Here is a 16,962-nt window from a genome sequence, read left to right on the forward strand (position 1 = left end):
AAGGAGGTTGTTCCATGGCTCGCTTGGCCTCCGCTGTCGCTTCTCCCGCGTTTCTCTTCGTGATGACGACGGGCATCGTGAACCTGTTCGGCGACATCACCTACGAAGGCGGCGCCAGCATCAACGGGCCGTTCATGGCTTCGCTCGGTGCGAGCGCGGCCGTTGTCAGCATTACGGCGGGGCTCGGCGAATTTCTGGGCTACGCGCTGCGCCTGCCGGCCGGCTACGCGGCGGATCGGACGGGACGCTACTGGCTGATCACGTTCGCCGGCTACGTCATCAATCTCTTCGCGGTGCCGGCGATGGCGCTCGCCGGAAGCTGGCAGGTCGCGGCCGCTCTCGTTCTCGCGGAGCGGATTGGGCGGGCGCTGCGCAAGCCCACGGTCGAAGCGATGCTGTCCTACACGACCGGCGAGCTCGGCAAGGGCTGGGTGTACGCGCTGAACACTGCGCTCGACGAGACCGGCGCGACGCTCGGTCCGCTGATCATCGCGCTTGTGCTCCTGCTGAAGGGGGACTTCCGCACCGGGTACGCCTTTCTGACGATCTCAGCCGTGGCGGCGCTCGTCGCGCTGGTGGTCGCGCGGGTAAACTTCCCGCTGCCGTCGCGCCTCGAACAGGGCCGCACGGCGCCGGCCAAGGACTTTGGCAAGGCCTTTTGGCTGTACATGCTGGCCGGGGCCCTGTTCGCGGCCGGGCTCATGAGCTTCGAGCTGATCTCCTACCATCTGTCGAAGGCGAACATCGCGTCCGAGCAGTGGATCCCCGTGATGCTCGCGATCTCGACCGGCTTCGGTGTGCTGGCGAACCTCGCCTTCGGAAAGGCCTACGATCGCCTCGGACTTCCAGTCGTGATCGCCGCCGTTTGCGTCTCGGCGGCGTTCTCGCCCTTCGTGCTTTTCGGTGGTTTCTGGCTGGTTCTGTTCGGCATGCTGCTCTGGGGTGTCGGCTACGCGACCCAGGACACGCTGCTCAAGGCGATCGTCGCCGAGGTGCTGCCCGAAGGAAAACGCAACTCCGCGTTTGGACTGTACTATGCGGGATATGGCGTCGGTTGGCTCGTCGGCAGCATCGTGGCGGGCTTGCTCTACGAAAACTCGCGAGCCACGCTGATCGCATTCTCAATCGCTATACAGCTTGCCTCGGTGCCGGTCTTCGTCCTGGCGGGGCGGCAGGCGCGCTCGTCCTGACAGCGCCCGGTCGCGTTCCGCAAGCACGCGCAGGGCCTGATCGAGCGGCGCGTCCTGTGCTCCGGGCCAGCCGGCTGTCCCCTAGTCAGACTCGCAGGAAGCACGCGGAGGACACTCATCGGAGGCAGGACACAGACACTTCAACGTATTCATCGGCCTCCGCATTTCGCAATCGGCTAGCCGCCTTTCATTTTCGGTAGCGGAAGATACATTCCTGCCGTCGGCGCGCCCGCGACATACCTAGAGCACGCCAATCAGGATTGCGACGCCGAACAGTGCCATGCCGCCGCCGCCGGTTTGCACCACTCGGTTGCCAAGCCTACTTGTCTTCGAGGCAATCCGCAATCCAAGGGCAATGCCCGTCGCATGAAGCAGCGTCGTCGCGCCAACGAAGCCCGCCGTGTAACAAAGCCCGGACGCTGCCGCCGGAATCTCGGCGCCGTGAACCTGGCCGTGGAATAGCGCCAACAAGCCGGCGAGGGCCACCGCCGCCATCATCTGCAACTGGAATGGAAAGGCAATGGCCAGTCCAAGGACGACAACCGACAGCGCAACTCCAGCTTCCGCAAACGGAATTCGGATTCCAGCCATACCGAGAGCGCCACCAATCGCCATGATGCCGATGAAGCTCAGTGGGACCAGCCACAGCGCTCGCCCGCCGAGCTGAGCGGCGAGCACGCCGACGGCAATCATTGCCAGGACATGATCAATCCCGGTGAGCGGGTGAGTGAAACCATTCAGTAGTGCGCTCGTGTCGCCGTGTCCGGCATGCGCAAGTGCACCGGTTGGAACGAAAATGAAAGCCGCAGCGAGCATCGTCGGGATCACACGTCTCATGACTATCCTCCTCGCGGAGTGGACCGCTTCATCTCCAGCCTGACGCGATGCGGACGGTTGATCGCCCGACATCGTGGATACCCCCTGAAAAGCCGCCAGCGCATCGACATCAAGATAAGTCCGCGCGTGACAGCCAGTCCATCAGGTCATTTCCGACAAGAAACCGAGGGAAACCCTGATTGACGCATCCAACGGCGGCGCCCCTAATGCAGGGAGCGGTGCCCCCAGCTCAAAACGGCTGGCAAATGCATATGCTCACGCAGTCCATTTGTGGACCTGCTTCTCCGCTAGGGCAGTCAAGGCTCGGGAGGGTCACATGCAGCTCACTCCGAGAGAGATCGATAAGCTGCTCGTTTACATGATGGCCGACGTCGCATTGAAGCGAAAAGCCAAGGGCCAGAAGCTCAATTATCCAGAGGCCGTCGCTGTCATCTCGGCGGTCGCTCTCGATGGTGCACGTGCCGGGAAGACGATCGAAGATGTGACCAAGGACGCGCGGACCGCCCTTTCCAAGGCGGATGTGATGGATGGCGTCGCCGATCTTATTCCAATGGTGCAGATCGAGGCGGTGTTCACCGACGGCAGCCGCTTGGTGACGGTGCACACGCCAATCCAGTGAGAACAGGAGAATGACATGGCCGGGCCGAAAGTTGGACCCGCTCTTGCAGCAAATATCGACCCGGCGACAGTAGAGGTGTCGGTCGGCGGTTATGTGTGCAGTTCGGCACCGGTCACATTCGACGCAGACCGCCCGGTGACAACGCTCAAGGTGCGCAATGCAGGGGACCGGCCGATACAGGTTGGATCGCACTTCCATTTCTTTGAAGTCAATCGCGCGCTGGAATTTGATCGCGCAGCAGCCTTCGGGCTGCATCTGAATATCCCGTCATCGACGGCAACGCGTTTCGAGCCCGGTGACGAGCGCGAGGTTCAACTGGTCCCCTACGGCGGCAAACGCGCGGTTTACGGTTTCAACAATCTCGTCGATGGCCCTACGGCAGGCAAGGACGCCACCACGGCCAAATCCAAAGCGCTGGCGCTGGCGGCCAAACGGGGCTTTCGCTCCTCCTAAAGGAAAAGCGAAACTCAACTCTCCTAAGCGAGGACCGCTATGGCGACCATCTCTCGACAAGAATATGTGGGTCTCTTCGGACCGACCACTGGTGACCGCATCCGCTTGGGCGATACCGGGTTGTTCGTCGAGATCGAGCGCGATTTGCGCGGCGGCTACGGCGACGAGATCGTCTTCGGTGGCGGCAAGAGCATGCGTGAGGGCATGGGCATGGACAATCAGGTGACGCGGGCGGGCGGCGCCCCTGACCTGGTGATCACCAATGTGACCGTCATCGACGCAGTGCAGGGCGTGGTGAAGGCAGATGTGGGCATCAAGGATGGCCGTATCTGCGCGATCGGCAAGGCCGGCAATCCGCAGGTCATGGATCGTATTACGCCAGGCCTCGAGATTGGCCTGGCCACCGACGCCATCTCGGGCTCGCATCTGATCCTGACGGCCGCCGGGATCGATACACACATTCATTTCATTTCGCCGCAGCAGGCGGAGGCAGCGCTCTCGAACGGCACCACGACGTTGATCGGCGGCGGGACCGGTCCTTCGGACGGCTCCAACGCAACGACGGTCACCTCGGGTCCCGGAAACATCGGCATGATGTTGCGCGCGTTCGAAAGCTGGCCGATCAACGTCGGCATTCTTGGCAAGGGGCACGGACACGGAAAGGCTGCTCTGATTGAACAGATAGAGGCCGGTGCCGTCGGCGTAAAATGTCACGAAGACTGGGGCACCACCCCGGCGGTGCTTCGGTCCGCGCTTACCGTCGCGGACGAGACCGATACTCAAGTGTGCATCCATACCGACACGCTGAACGAATCAGGCTTCGTCGACGATTCGATCGAGGCATTTGAGGGTCGGACGGTCCATTCGTTCCATACCGAGGGGTCCGGCGGCGGCCATGCGCCCGATATCATCAAGATCGCGGGCCTTCCCAATGTCTTGCCGTCCTCGACCAATCCCACGCTGCCCTACGGCATCAATTCGCAGGCCGAGCTCTATGACATGATCATGGTGTGTCACCACCTCAGCCCCGACATCCCGTCGGATGTTGCATTCACCGAGAGCCGAATCCGCGCTGAAACGATCGCAGCTGAAAACGTCCTTCAGGATCTCGGCGTCATCTCGATGTTCTCAAGCGATTCGCAGGCTATGGGACGCATCGGGGAATGCTGGCTGCGCTGCATCCAGACCGCTGACGCAATGAAGACCGGGCGCGGCAAGCTGCCGGAGGATGCGCCAGGCAACGACAATTTCCGAGTGCTGCGTTACGTGGCGAAGATCACGATCAATCCGGCGATCACCCACGGCATTGCCGACGTACTGGGCTCGGTCGAGGTCGGCAAGATCGCGGATCTCGTGCTGTGGGAGCCCGCGTTCTTCGGTGCCAAGCCCAAGATGGTCATTAAGAACGGCTTCATCAGTTGGGCCGTGATGGGAGATCCAAACGCGTCACTGCCGACGCCGCAACCGACCTACTATCGGCCGATGTTTGGCGCCTACGGTGACGCGTTGCCGGCCAACTGCATCACGTTCGTTTCCGGCACAGCGCATGCTGCCGGGATCAAGGAGCGACTGCGGCTTCGCCGGCAGGTGATGCCGGTGCGAAATGTGCGCAAGATTAGCAAGCGCGACATGATCCGAAATACCGGGACACCGAACATTGAAGTAAGCCCGGAAACCTTCGCTGTGACCATCGACGGAAAGCACGCCACCGTGCCGCCCCTGACGACGATCTCGCTGAACCAGAAATATTTCTTTAGCTGAGGAGTGTACGGTGATCCTCATCAAGACCGTTCTCGGCAATATCGGCGAGCCCGCATGGGCCACGCGTCTGTCCACCGCCAATGTCGACCTGATGGAAATCGACCAATGGGAAGCGCAGAAGAGCCGCTTCCGGAAGACGAGCGCGAAGGGGGCAGAGGTTGCAGTCTCGGTCAACCGCGGCACGCACGTCCGCGACGGTGATGTGCTGCTCTGGGATCCGCAATCTCTCTCGGCGCTCGTCGTACGAATCGAACTGCGCGACGTGATGATCGTGCATCTGGATGGTTTGGCGGGACTCGCTCCCGAAGTCGCAATGCGCAGCTGCGTCGAACTGGGCCACGCAATGGGCAATCAGCATTGGCCGGCACTGGTCAAGGACAACGTTGTCTATGTCCCGCTCACCGTCGATCGCAAGGTCATGACGTCCGTGATGGATACTCACCGCTTTGAGAGGATTCGTTACGAGTTCGTGCCCGGTCGCGAGGTTGTCCCCTATCTGGCTCCACATGAATCACGTCGGCTCTTCGGTGGCGCCGAAGGTCCGGTGCACGCGCATACACATGAGAGCTACGCCGGTATCGACGAGACGGGACGCCCATACGGACATCCTCCGTTGCACGTCCACGCCCATTCGGGAGCGGGCTCTCACGAACACACATCGCCGGCCATGACCGGCTCTGCGCATGATCATCGCGAATGACGGCGACGACGCATCTGAGACTGCTGCCCTTCTCACGCGGGCGCTGCAGTTTGGCGACTCGATGTTCCCCATCGGCGGGTTCTCGTTTTCGTCCGGCCTGGAATCCGCCATTCAGAAACGCGTCGTCATCGACGCGGCCACGCTTCGAGCGTTCACGCGCACTGCAATAGAGCAGGCGGCGCGCGGAGACGGCATCGCGTTGATCGCCGCGCATCGCGCGGCAGTTGTGGGCGACGTCGATGCTCTTACTCGAATTGATTCGCAGGTCTATGCGCGCAAGCTTTCAGACGAGGCCCGAACAATGTCGATTCGCATGGGCAAAAAATTCACCGAGATTGGTGTGGAAGTGGTCGGCGCACCGCTGCTTCGTGCCTGGCGTCACCGCATTGAAACGTCCGTTACCCCCGGTTGCTATCCCATAGCGTTGGCAGTCAATTTCGCCGCACAAGGCCTGCCTGCCCGCCAGGCATTTGTCGTGCACCAATACGGTGTTGCGGCAACGATCCTCGGTGCGGCCTTGCGACTGATGAAACTCAGCCACATCGAGACACAGAAGATTCTCTACGAGCTCTCCGGCCAATCGGAAGGGATGTACGTGACGGCCGCCGCGGCACGGTTGTCGGACATGGCAGGCTTTGCTCCGTTGACGGAAATCCTGGCCGCCGTCCACACACGAGCGCATGTGCGCCTGTTCATGAGTTGACGTGAATGGAGCTTCTTGAATGTCAAAGAGTATCACGCGCATCGGCATCGGCGGCCCGGTTGGGTCAGGTAAAACTGCGATCGTGGAAGCCATCACACCGCGTTTGCTCGAATTGGGCATCAAGGTGCTCATCATTACCAACGACGTTGTAACGACCGAAGACGCCAAGCACGTTCAGCGGACCCTCAAGGGCGTTCTGCTCGAGGAGCGCATCCTCGGAGTCGAGACGGGGGCCTGCCCTCATACCGCGGTGCGCGAAGACCCGAGCATGAACCTCGCCGCAGTTGAGGATATGGAACGGCGCTTTCCGGACAGCGACGTCGTGCTGATCGAAAGCGGAGGCGACAACCTGACGCTAACCTTCTCGCCCGCGCTGGTGGACTATTTCATCTATGTGATCGATGTCGCTGCGGGCGATAAAATCCCTCGCAAGAACGGACCCGGGATCACGCATTCCGACATCCTCGTCATCAACAAGACCGATCTTGCACCCCACGTCGGAGCCAGCCTTGACGTGATGAAGCAGGATTCGAGGATGATGCGCGGCAGCAAGCCGTTCCTCTTCACGAACTGCAAGACCGGGGAAGGTATTCCGGAGTTGGTCGCCCTGATCGAGCGCGAGTTTCTGTTCGACATCAATCCGCGGGCTCGGGCCTCATGATACCGGCAGCCTTCCCTCCCTGGGCTCGCGTCGAAGCGCTCGGCGCATCGATGCCGGAATTCGTCTCCTTCCAGGATGAGCCGCTGCAGATGAGGAGCGGCACTGTCGGCAAGACGGGTTTCCTGCGTCTGGGCTTCGAGCACCGCACCGGCCAAACGATCCTGGCGACGCTGGAGCGCCGTGCACCCTACATGGTGCAGCGCGCACTGCATTGCGACGAGGAAATGCCAGGCCTTGCCTACGTGTTCCTCATCACCACCACGGGCTGCGTGCTACAGGGAGACAGGCTCGCTCTGGACGTCACCCTCGGTCCGCGCGCACAGGCGCACCTCACCTCGCAGTCGGCAACCAAGATTCATGCGATGGACGCCAACTACGCGGCGCAAAGCCAGACGATTACGCTTGCCGATGACGCTTATCTGGAATTCCTTCCCGATCCCGTGATCCCGCACCGACGCGCGCGGTTTCTCAGCGACACCCAGATCTCCGTCGCTCCGTCGGCTACGCTGCTCTTCTCGGAGATCATTCAGCCAGGCCGCAAGCACCATCATCCGGACGAGCGCTTCGGAGCAACCGTGCTGTCGATATCAACGTCAGTGGTGCGGCCCGATGGTCGTTCGTTGTTTGCAGAGAAGTTGGTCATCGAGCCGCGGCGATATGTGATGCGGCAGACTGGCGTGATGGACTCCTTCGACGTGTTCGCCAACGTGATCCTGTGCGCTCCCAAGGACAAGGCCGAACGCATCCACGAGCGCATGGGGGCCGATGTGAATTTTGCGGAAAGCCTGGCGTTCGGCGCCTGTCATCTACCCAATGATGCCGGCCTGATCTTCAAGGTACTGGGCCGTGAAACCGCGCAGGTGAAGGCCAAAGTTCGCGAGTTCTGGGAAATCGTTCGTCAGGAGATCATCGGCGCCGCGTTACCTCCGCGCTACCTATGGCGCTAGCCGAGAGTGGGTGCCGACAAACCTAAAGGAGGCGGCAATGGAACAGATCCTGGCAAAATGGGAGAGCCTCGCCGCATCGTCAGGCGCATTGCGGTTCCTGGACATCAATTTGCGCAGCACTGGGCAAGTCATGTTTCAGAACAACCCGCTGACCGGGATCCTTTTCCTCGCGGCGATAGCCTGCGGGTCATATGCAGCTGGCGCTCCCCGGGTGGCAATTGCAGGTGTCCTCGCGATCGTCGTGGCAAACCTGACCGCGGAGCTGCTTCACGTTGAGACCGAGTCGCTCCATGCTGGGCTCTACGGCTTTAACGCCATCCTCGTCGGCCTTGCACTGGCGACGTTCCTGGCTCCCGGAGCACTGCTTTGGGTGTATGTGATACTGGGAGCAGCCGTATCCGTAGTCGTGATGTTGGGGACGACCAACGTCGTCAAGCCATGGGGTGGCGCCCTCACGTTTCCGTTCGTGATCACAACGTGGCTTCTCTTGTTGGCCACGTACGGATTTTCGGGCCTTGCGGGAACAGCCCTGCCGACCGGCAACGTTGTTGCCGCGTTCCAGCCCTACAAGGGAAGCCCGCTCCAACTGATTGACCTCGCCCAGGGCGTGTTCCTGAGCATCTCGCAAGTCTTCCTGAAGGCCAGCAGCATCGCGGCGTTGCTGCTGCTTGCAGGGCTCGCCGTAAGCTCGCTGGCAGCCGCCGCCTTCGCTCTTGGAGCTGCGATATTGGCTGTGCTGACGGCCCATCTTTTCGGCGCCGAGAGCGACCTGATCACCGGCGGCCTGCTTGGATTCAGCCCGGTCCTGACGGCCATCGCGCTTGGTACCGTCTTCTATCAGCCGAGCTGGCGCGTCGTGGCCTACACGGTCCTCGCCACGATGTTCACGGTGATCGTCCAGTCAGCCTTGAACGTCGCGCTGACACCGTTGGCCATTCCGGCGCTGACGGCACCGTTCGTGCTGGTGACGTGGCTGTTCCTGTTGCCACGGCAGCGCCTGGAGGGAGTGCCTGGCGTTGCCGGCGAAAGCGAAAGGCCGGCCGCCGTAGCTTGATCCTCATCATGGTCGTTCGGTATTCGGAATTGTCGGAGGAAGTGGGACTATGGGACTCATCGGGATCTTGCTTGGTCTGGCCCTGTTGATGTGGCTCGCATATCGGGGGGTGAGTGTTCTGCTGGTCTCTCCATTGGCGGCGCTGATTGCCGCCGTGTTCTCGGGCGAACCGCTGCTCGCCCACTGGACGCAGACGTTCATGAGCGGGGCAGCGCGGTTCGTCGCGCAGTGGTTTCCCATGTTCATGCTAGGCGGGTTGTTCGGAAAGCTTATGGGCGACAGCGGTTCGATCAGCTCCATTGCGCAGTATTTGACCAACAAGTTGGGGACCGGCCGCACGATCCTCGCGGTGGTGATCGTCTCGGCCATTGTTACCTATGGCGGTGTGAGCGTGTTCGTCGCATTTTTCGTGCTGGTGCCCATGGCCCACGAGATGTTCCGCGCCGCGAATATCCCGCGCCGGCTGTTGCCGGCAACCATCGGCCTCGGCGCATTCACGTTCACCATGTCAGTGATGCCAGGAACGCCTTCGGTCAACAACGCTATTCCAATGCCGTACTTCGACACCACCACCTTCGCGGCCCCCGGCCTAAGTCTCATCGCGTCGGCCATCATCTTCGTCTTCGGCATGTGGTGGCTCGGCCGTGCCGAGGTGGCCGCGCGCAAGGCTGGCGAAGGTTACGATGGCGAGGCGGAAGCCGCTCCTGTCGTTCCTTTCGTTAGCGAGATAGTTCGCGAGCAAGCGGCACCGGCGGGTGACTTCGACCCGGCGGAGTTGCCACATGGCAAGCGGGCTGAGAGCGGACCTCCCTTCGCCGTGGCCGTGCTGCCCCTCGTCGTCGTCATCGTCACGAATTTCATGATGTCGCTTGTCGTATTCCCGCGCCTCGATTTTTCGTTCCTGTCCGAATACCAGTGGGGCGGTACGACGATCGGGGCCGTGTCCGGCGTTTGGTCAGTTATCGTGGCTCTCGCGGCGGCAAACCTGACCGTCCTTCTCTTCAACCTTCGACGCTTGCCATCGTTACGCGAAAGTCTCGACGCCGGTGCGAATTCGGCAGCCTTGCCGATGTTGATGATCGCCAGTCTTGTCGGCTTTGGCGCGGTCGTTGCCGCGTTGCCGGCATTCACGACGGTGCGCGATGCGGTATTCGGGATTGCCGGAGGACCGCTGGTCTCGTTGTCCGTCTCCATGAACGTGCTGGCGGGGCTGACCGGTACCGCCTCCGGCGGCATGGCAATCGTCCTCAATGCATTTGGCGACGACTTCTTGCGTCTTGGCGCCGAGCATCACATCGATCGCGAATTGATGCATCGTATAACAACGATGAGCGCCGGTACCCTTGATGCCCTTCCCCACAACGGCACCGTGCTGCTCCTCTTGCAGATAAGCGGTCTCACTCATCGTGAAAGCTATCTCGACATGGTGATGACCGTGATCGTCAGCTGTATTGTCGCACTCGTTGCTGTCCTCATCCTGGGTACGGTTTTCGGATCGTTTTGACCGCTGTGGTTCGACAGGCGGCGCGCCATATTCGTATGAGATCGTGAATGCGGATGCGAGCATCTTCCGGAGGTTTGCCGGGCGGGGTAAGCGCTCGAGTGCGCCATTCAGAATATCGCTGCGAACTCATACGCAATTGAAATTGCTTGTGATTTTTCCCATCCCGAATGGTTCGACGGGTGTCGGCGCAGACTTCGGCCTCACCCGCTGTCATAGGGGATTTCAGCCTCACGACAGCGTGCGCCTTTCGCTCCGGGATCGTAGTATGATCGCAGGAAACCGTCGAAGCTTCGAGACCAAGGATTTCGCGCAGCACTCAATTGCAGCGCGCGAAGAGACGCACTCCAGGATGAAGCCGCCGATCGCACTTGCGGTCAGACGGCACGGCACATGGAGGACATTATGGCGCGGCGTGACGACAAGGCCCGGGCAATCCTGATCCGCGATGCAGCGGGCAGCGTGCCAGCGGGCAAGAGCCCCCGGGCCTTTGCCGAGCCCTTGTTCGGCTACACCAATATCGAGGATCTCGCCAAATACGATGCCGCCTCGCTTGCCCTCCTGGCGGAGCAAGCCTGGGAGCACGTGCAGAGGCGGACGGCCGGCAGCGCCGATATCCGCGTCGTCAATCCGACGTTGCCGAACGGGCACGAGATTTCGGTGCTCGAAATCCTCAACGACAACATGCCCTTCCTGTTCGATTCCACCATGGCGGAGCTCGCCGAGCAGGGCATCGAAGTCACCCTGGTCGCTCACCCGATCATCGCCGTGGAGCGCGATGATCGGGGCAAGCTGCTGCGCTTCTACGGCGAAGCACTGCCGGAAGGAGCAAAGGGCGCGCGCGAAAGCCTGATTCATCTCCACATCACCCGCCTGGACGCGGATGCCGATCGTCAGAAGGTGATCGACGGCCTGACCAGGACGTTGGACAATGTCCGCGCCTGCGTCGCCGACTGGCGCGTCATGCGCGACCGCGTCGAGAAAGCGATCGAGACGTTCTCTTCCAATCCGCCGCCGCTGCCGATCGACGAGGTCGCCGAAGCCAATCAGTTCCTGCAATGGCTCTGCGCGGACAATTTCACCTTCCTCGGCGTGCGCGAATATCGCTTCTCGCCCGACAGCGACGCGTCGGACGACATCACGACCGGCGAAGGCCTCGGCATCCTGCGCGATCCGGACGTGAAGGTCCTGCGCCGCGGCGCCGAAATGGTAGTGATGACGTCGGAAATCCGCGAGTTCATGCGTGAGCCGACCCTGCTGATCGTCATCAAGGCCAATGTCAGCAGCCGCGTCCATCGCCGCATCCGCATGGACTATGTCGGCATCAAGCTCTATTCGCCCGACGGCCGGCTCGAAGGCGAGTTGCGCGTCGTCGGCCTTTTCACCTCGGGTGCCTACACCCGCTCGGCACGGCAGATCCCTTATGTGCGCCACAAGGTTTCGAGGGTGCTGCAGCGTGCCGGCTTCGACCCGAACGGACATTCCGGCAAGGCGCTCATGCATATTCTCGAGGAATATCCGCGTGACGAACTGTTCCAGATCGACGTCGACACTCTCTACAATTTCGTCATGGAGATCCTGATCCTCTATGAGCGCCCGCGCGTCCGGGCGTTGGCGCGGGTGGACAAGTTCGATCGCTTCGTCTCCATCCTCGCCTTCATTCCGCGCGACAAATACGACACCGACGTGCGCACGCGCGTCGGTGCCTTCCTGTCGCAGGTCTACAAGGGGACCCTGTCCGCCTCCTACGCATCATTCCCTGAAGGGGCGCTCGCGCGCGTCCACTACATCATCGGGCGCTATGAAGGCAAAACGCCGGTCGTCGAGCGTGCGACACTGGAAGCCGGGATCAGCGCCATTGCCGCAACCTGGGCCGACAAGCTGAAGGCCGCGCTCGCCGCGTCGACCGATGGCATGCGGGCGCGCATGCTCACCAACCGCTATGCCCGGGCCTTCAGCGGCGGCTATACCGAGGTTTTCGCGGCGGAACAGGCGATCGCCGATATCACGACCGTCGAAAAGCTCACGCCAGCCCGCCCGGTGACGATTTCGGTTCACCGCGACGAGGGCGAGGAGGATCCCAGGCGCTTCGGCCTGAAGGTCTTTTCGGACGCTGCACCGCTGTCGCTGTCCTACCGCGTGCCGGTGATCGAGAACCACGGCCTGCGCGTGGTCAACGAACGCACCTATCAGATCGTGCCCGGCAACAGGCCGGAGCCGGTCTGGCTGCACGACATGACAATCGAGACCAGCGACCGCGAGCCGATCGAGATCAACCCGGAATTCAGCCATCGCCTGGAAGCCTCGATCATGGCGGTGGTCGCCGATCGCGCCGAATCCGACGGGTACAACGCCCTGATCCTGCGCACCGCCCTGGGCTGGCGGGAAGTCTCGACCATCCGGGCGCTGTCCCGCTATTTGCACCAGATTCGCGCTCCGTTCACCCAGGATTATATGTGGACGACTTTGCGCAAGAACGCCGCGATCACCGCCACCCTGGTCGCTCTGTTCCAGGCCCGCCTCGATCCGCGCCTCGCCTTGACGGATGCCGAGCGCTCGGCGCGCGAGACGGCCCTGCTTGCCGAGATCGAGGAGCAGCTCAAATCCGTCGCCTCGCTCGATGAAGACCGCATCCTGCGCCGCTTCACCAATCTGGTGCAGGCAACCGTTCGCACCAATCTGTGGCAGATCGGCCAGGATGGACATCCGCGTCCGGTGATCTCTTTCAAGTTCGACGCGCGCCGGATCGACGACCTGCCCGCTCCCCGACCTCTCTACGAGATCTTCGTCTACTCACCCCGTGTCGAAGGTATTCATTTGCGCTTCGGCAAGGTTGCGCGCGGTGGCTTGCGCTGGTCCGACCGACCGCAGGATTTCCGCACCGAGATCCTCGGCCTCGTGAAGGCGCAGCAGGTCAAGAACGCCGTGATCGTGCCGGTTGGCGCCAAGGGCGGCTTCGTGCCCAAACGCCTGCCAGCGCCCTCCAATCGCGACGGCTTTATGGCCGAAGGCACCGAAGCCTATCGCATCTTCGTTCGCTCGCTGCTCGAACTCACCGACAATCTCGATGGCGACGATATCGTGCCGCCCGACTCTACCGTGCGGCATGACGGCGACGATCCCTACCTCGTCGTCGCCGCCGACAAGGGCACCGCCACCTTCTCCGACGTCGCCAACGCGATCTCGGCCGAGAAAAACCATTGGCTCGGCGATGCCTTCGCCTCCGGCGGCAGCCAGGGCTACGACCACAAGAAGATGGGGATCACCGCGCGCGGTGCCTGGGAGGCGGTCAAGCGCCACTTCCGCGAGCTCGGCACCGACATTCAGACCACGCCGTTCACCGTCGCCGGCGTCGGCGACATGTCCGGTGATGTCTTCGGCAATGGCATGCTGCTCTCGCCTGCGACGAAGCTCGTCGCCGCTTTCGATCACCGCGACATCTTCATCGATCCCTCGCCCGATCCGGCGATCAGCTTCGCCGAACGCGGACGCCTGTTCGACCTGCCGCGTTCGAGCTGGCAGGATTACAACAAGTCGCTGATCTCGCAAGGCGGCGGCGTGTTCCCCCGCTCGCTCAAGGCGATCCCGCTCGCCCCGGAAGTACGCACCCTTCTTGATCTCGACAAGCCACAAGCCACGCCTTTCGAGGTGATGACGGCGATCATGAAAGCGCGCACCGACCTTCTGTGGTTTGGCGGCATCGGCACCTATATCCGCTCGTCCTCGGAAAGCGACGATCAGGCCGGCGACCGCGCCAATGATCCGATCCGCATCACCGGCGCCGACGTTCGCGCCCGGGTGATCGGCGAAGGCGCCAATCTCGGCGTCACCCAGCGCGGCCGCATCGAAGCGGCGCAGAACGGCGTCAGGCTCAACACCGACGCCATCGACAATTCGGCCGGCGTGAACACGTCCGACGTCGAGGTCAACATCAAGATCGCGCTGGCGCGCCCCGAGCGCGAGGGACGCCTCAGTCCCGCTGACCGCAACAGCCTGCTTGTCGCGATGACCGACGAAGTCGGCGCGCTGGTGCTGCGCAACAACTATCTGCAGACGCTGGCGCTCTCACTGGCCGAACGCAAGGGCGTGGCCGAGACCGGCTTCCTCACCCGCCTGATGCAGTCGCTCGAACAGCGCGGCTTGCTCAGCCGCGCAGTGGAGTTCTTGCCGGACGACGCAGCGCTCGCCGAGCGCAAACGGCGCGGCCAGTTCCTGACGCGGCCCGAGCTTGCCGTGTTGCTCGCCTACGCCAAGCTGACCCTCTACGATGACCTGCTCGTCACCAGCGTGCCCGATGACCCCTATCTTGCCCGCGAACTATCCCAGTATTTCCCGCGCGAGCTTCAGGACAAATTCCCGGAAGCGGCGAAGTGGCATCGCCTGCGGCGGGAGATCATCGCGACCAGTCTCGCCAATGCGGTGATCAATCGCGGCGGCGCGGCCTGTGTCGTGCGCCTGATCGACGAGACCGACGCCGATATCCCGACCACCGTCATGGCCTATGTGGCGGTCGATGAATGCTACGGACTGAAGCGGCTCAATGACGCGATCGATGCACTCGACACCTGCATCGACGGGCAGCTGCAGCTGTCCCTCTACGCTTCAGTGCAGGACCTCCTGCTCTCCCGCATGGTCTGGTACTTGCGTAACGTCGATTTCAAGGTCGGACTGGAGGCCGTCGTCGCGCGCTTCGGCCCGGCTATCCGCCAGATCGTCGCCGGGCTCGACACCGCCCTGCCGCCGGACTTGCAAGCCGCGCGCGTCAAGCGGCGGCAGGAACTCACCGACGCCGGTGTCCCGGCCGGCCTCGTCGGCGAGCTCGCCGATCTCGACGCTCTGGTGTCGGCACCCGACATCGTGACGGTTGCCGAGCGCACCACGCGCCCCATCGGCGATGCCGCCGCGACCTTCTACGCCGCCGAGGCGAATTTCCGCCTCGATCGCATCATCGCCGCCGCTCGCAGTGTGCCGGCCAACGATTATTTCGAGCGCATGGCCATCGATCGCGCCGTTGAGCAGATCGCTGGCGCCGAAAGGAGACTGGCCGCGGATATGCTGGCAACCGGCCAGTCTGGCCCGCAGGCTGTCGAGACCTGGCTCGCGGCCCACCCCGAAGCGACGCGTATCCGCCGTTCGGTCGAGGAAATTGCTGCCAGCGGCCTAACCCTTGCCAAGCTGACGGTGGCGGCGAACCTGCTGGGGGACTTGGTCAAAGCCTGAATGGCGCGCCGCTCGTGTTGTACGTAAGCTCGCGCCGTAACGGCGGGGAGTGGGGCGACATGGTCAATGGTCTGCCAAGCGAAGTTGAAGTCATCACGCTGTTCGTCGATGACATTGCGTCTTCGAAGGCGTTCTACGCCAAGGTTTTCACGTCCGAGACAGTCTGGGAGGACGCCGTCTCGTCCGTATTGAGATTCGGCGGGCTCCTGATCAATCTTCTCGACGTGTCTCAGGCGCGTCCGCTCGTCGAGCCGTTGCCGGTTGGGCCGTCTTCCGCCGGGGCCCGCGCACTGTTGACGATCAGGGTCGCTGACGTCGATGAGGTGTGCTCAGCCCTTCGGAGGATTGGTGTCGATCTGCTCAATGGCCCGATCGACCGTCCATGGGGACGGCGAACCGCATCCTTTGCCGACCCCTCAGGTCATGTCTGGGAGATCGCTCAGCTGATTGGGCGGACGTAGGCTTGCGGCGAATATGGCTGACTGACCAAGGCGAGAGCTTTCGGAGCCGCGCCGCCAGCTCTGCGCATTGCTGGCGGATTGTTTTGGCGGCTCTATCAAGGTCGAAAAAAGTCCGTCCAGATCGCGAGACTCTACGTCCCGTGATTCATTCGGCCTGTTTCGCCACCCCGTCAACCCCTTTCCGTAAGAATATTCCACTTTACCGAAATTCGGAAATGGCGTATGTGTCGCGCTATCCCGGCTCATCCTTGAGGGGCGATCGTACGTCGTCACGAATTGCGAGCCGGGTTTGCGGTGGACGCGGCAGCGTCGGCACGAGGGGTGCGGGCAGGGCGGGTAGTCCCTGTGAGCCCGAAGCCGCGTGCGGACGAGCGGCGCTGTTGAATTCGTCTCGCCAACATTCTTGCGGCGCGTGTGCACACGGCCGCGAGACCCTGTGGCACCAGGCGATGCGTGCGTACGGCAAAACCGTGTGGTCCTGACCGTCGTTGCTACGGCCAAGCCTGTCGTGGAGGTGTGGAGCGCCCAACCGGGTCAACCGCATCGTCAATTCGCGGGGCGAGGGAGGCCAGAAGGAATTCGGCTCCCGGGAGCAACTGTGAAGTAGACCAGTGATCGGTCGACCTCAAGGCTGGCGCGTGCGCGCCACCGCCTCCGGCGGCTACGGCCTTGACGTCGTCCGCTCACCGGTCTTTAGGCCGGGCATGCGCTCGGCGGAAGCCGAGCGGGATCGCTCGCTTCGTACCGCCTGACGTCCCATTTTTCGCCGCGCGCTATCATGATGTTGAGGATCACGATCAGCTTGCGCATACAGGCGGTGAGCGCAACCTTCGGCTCCTTGCCCCTGGCGATCAG

At 62.4% G+C, this 16,962-nt stretch carries 13 protein-coding genes; 12 read left to right on the forward strand and 1 reads right to left on the reverse strand.

Translation table 11 applies throughout. From position 1 onward, the window contains the following. The first annotated feature begins 14 nt into the window (after positions 1 to 14). Entirely contained in the window at positions 15 to 1,190 is a 1,176-nt protein-coding gene (locus YUA_RS0121515) for an MFS transporter (RefSeq protein ID WP_027532575.1), read from the forward strand. 240 nt (positions 1,191 to 1,430) lie between these two features. Here YUA_RS0121515 and YUA_RS0121520 read toward each other — a convergent pair whose 3' ends face one another. Then, positions 1,431 to 2,027 carry a HupE/UreJ family protein gene (locus YUA_RS0121520; RefSeq protein WP_027532576.1) on the reverse strand — a complete coding sequence of 199 codons (597 nt, stop codon included), beginning with the start codon at positions 2,025 to 2,027 and terminating at the stop codon, positions 1,431 to 1,433. Positions 2,028 to 2,343: 316 nt separating this feature from the next. On the opposite strand from YUA_RS0121520, the gene YUA_RS0121525 reads away from it, so the two are divergent. The 11 genes from YUA_RS0121525 (at position 2,344) to YUA_RS0121575 (ending at position 16,107) form a co-directional block, all read left to right on the forward strand. Continuing rightward, positions 2,344 to 2,646 (forward strand): urease subunit gamma, encoded by a 303-nt coding sequence (locus tag YUA_RS0121525; RefSeq protein ID WP_027532577.1) that lies wholly within the window; start codon positions 2,344 to 2,346, stop codon positions 2,644 to 2,646. 15 nt (positions 2,647 to 2,661) lie between these two features. Further along, positions 2,662 to 3,099, forward strand: coding sequence for an urease subunit beta (locus tag YUA_RS0121530; RefSeq protein ID WP_084292747.1), 438 nt, complete (start codon positions 2,662 to 2,664; stop codon positions 3,097 to 3,099). 39 nt (positions 3,100 to 3,138) lie between these two features. Next, a complete protein-coding gene (locus tag YUA_RS0121535) occupies positions 3,139 to 4,860 on the forward strand; it encodes an urease subunit alpha (RefSeq protein WP_027532579.1) in 1,722 nt (573 codons plus the stop codon). A gap of 10 nt (positions 4,861 to 4,870) precedes the next feature. Continuing rightward, on the forward strand, positions 4,871 to 5,560 hold the full coding sequence (gene ureE / locus YUA_RS44555) for an urease accessory protein UreE (protein ID WP_198029471.1): 690 nt from the start codon (positions 4,871 to 4,873) through the stop codon (positions 5,558 to 5,560). Further along, positions 5,544 to 6,263 (forward strand): urease accessory protein UreF, encoded by a 720-nt coding sequence (locus tag YUA_RS0121545; protein WP_051383291.1) that lies wholly within the window; start codon positions 5,544 to 5,546, stop codon positions 6,261 to 6,263. Before ureE ends, YUA_RS0121545 begins: the two co-directional genes overlap by 17 nt. Before the next feature lie 19 nt (positions 6,264 to 6,282). Further along, positions 6,283 to 6,924, forward strand: coding sequence for an urease accessory protein UreG (gene ureG / locus YUA_RS0121550; RefSeq protein WP_027532581.1), 642 nt, complete (start codon positions 6,283 to 6,285; stop codon positions 6,922 to 6,924). Continuing rightward, positions 6,921 to 7,871: an urease accessory protein UreD gene (locus YUA_RS0121555; protein WP_027532582.1), complete on the forward strand. Its 951-nt coding sequence runs from the start codon at positions 6,921 to 6,923 to the stop codon at positions 7,869 to 7,871. Before ureG ends, YUA_RS0121555 begins: the two co-directional genes overlap by 4 nt. 37 nt (positions 7,872 to 7,908) lie before the next feature. Then, the gene (gene yut, locus YUA_RS0121560) at positions 7,909 to 8,925 is read left to right on the forward strand and encodes an urea transporter (protein ID WP_027532583.1); all 1,017 of its coding nucleotides are present in this window, start codon (positions 7,909 to 7,911) and stop codon (positions 8,923 to 8,925) included. A 49-nt stretch (positions 8,926 to 8,974) separates the two neighbouring features. Beyond that, positions 8,975 to 10,429, forward strand: a complete 1,455-nt coding sequence (locus tag YUA_RS0121565) for a GntP family permease (protein ID WP_027532584.1) — start codon at positions 8,975 to 8,977, stop codon at positions 10,427 to 10,429. 390 nt (positions 10,430 to 10,819) lie between these two features. After that, a complete protein-coding gene (locus YUA_RS0121570; protein ID WP_027532585.1) occupies positions 10,820 to 15,646 on the forward strand; it encodes an NAD-glutamate dehydrogenase in 4,827 nt (1,608 codons plus the stop codon). A 59-nt stretch (positions 15,647 to 15,705) separates the two neighbouring features. Further along, positions 15,706 to 16,107 carry a VOC family protein gene (locus tag YUA_RS0121575; protein WP_027532586.1) on the forward strand — a complete coding sequence of 134 codons (402 nt, stop codon included), beginning with the start codon at positions 15,706 to 15,708 and terminating at the stop codon, positions 16,105 to 16,107. Positions 16,108 to 16,962: the final 855 nt, after the last annotated feature.

The sequence above is a fragment of the Bradyrhizobium sp. WSM3983 genome (assembly GCF_000473045.1).
Taxonomy (GTDB): Bacteria; Pseudomonadota; Alphaproteobacteria; order Rhizobiales; family Xanthobacteraceae; genus Bradyrhizobium.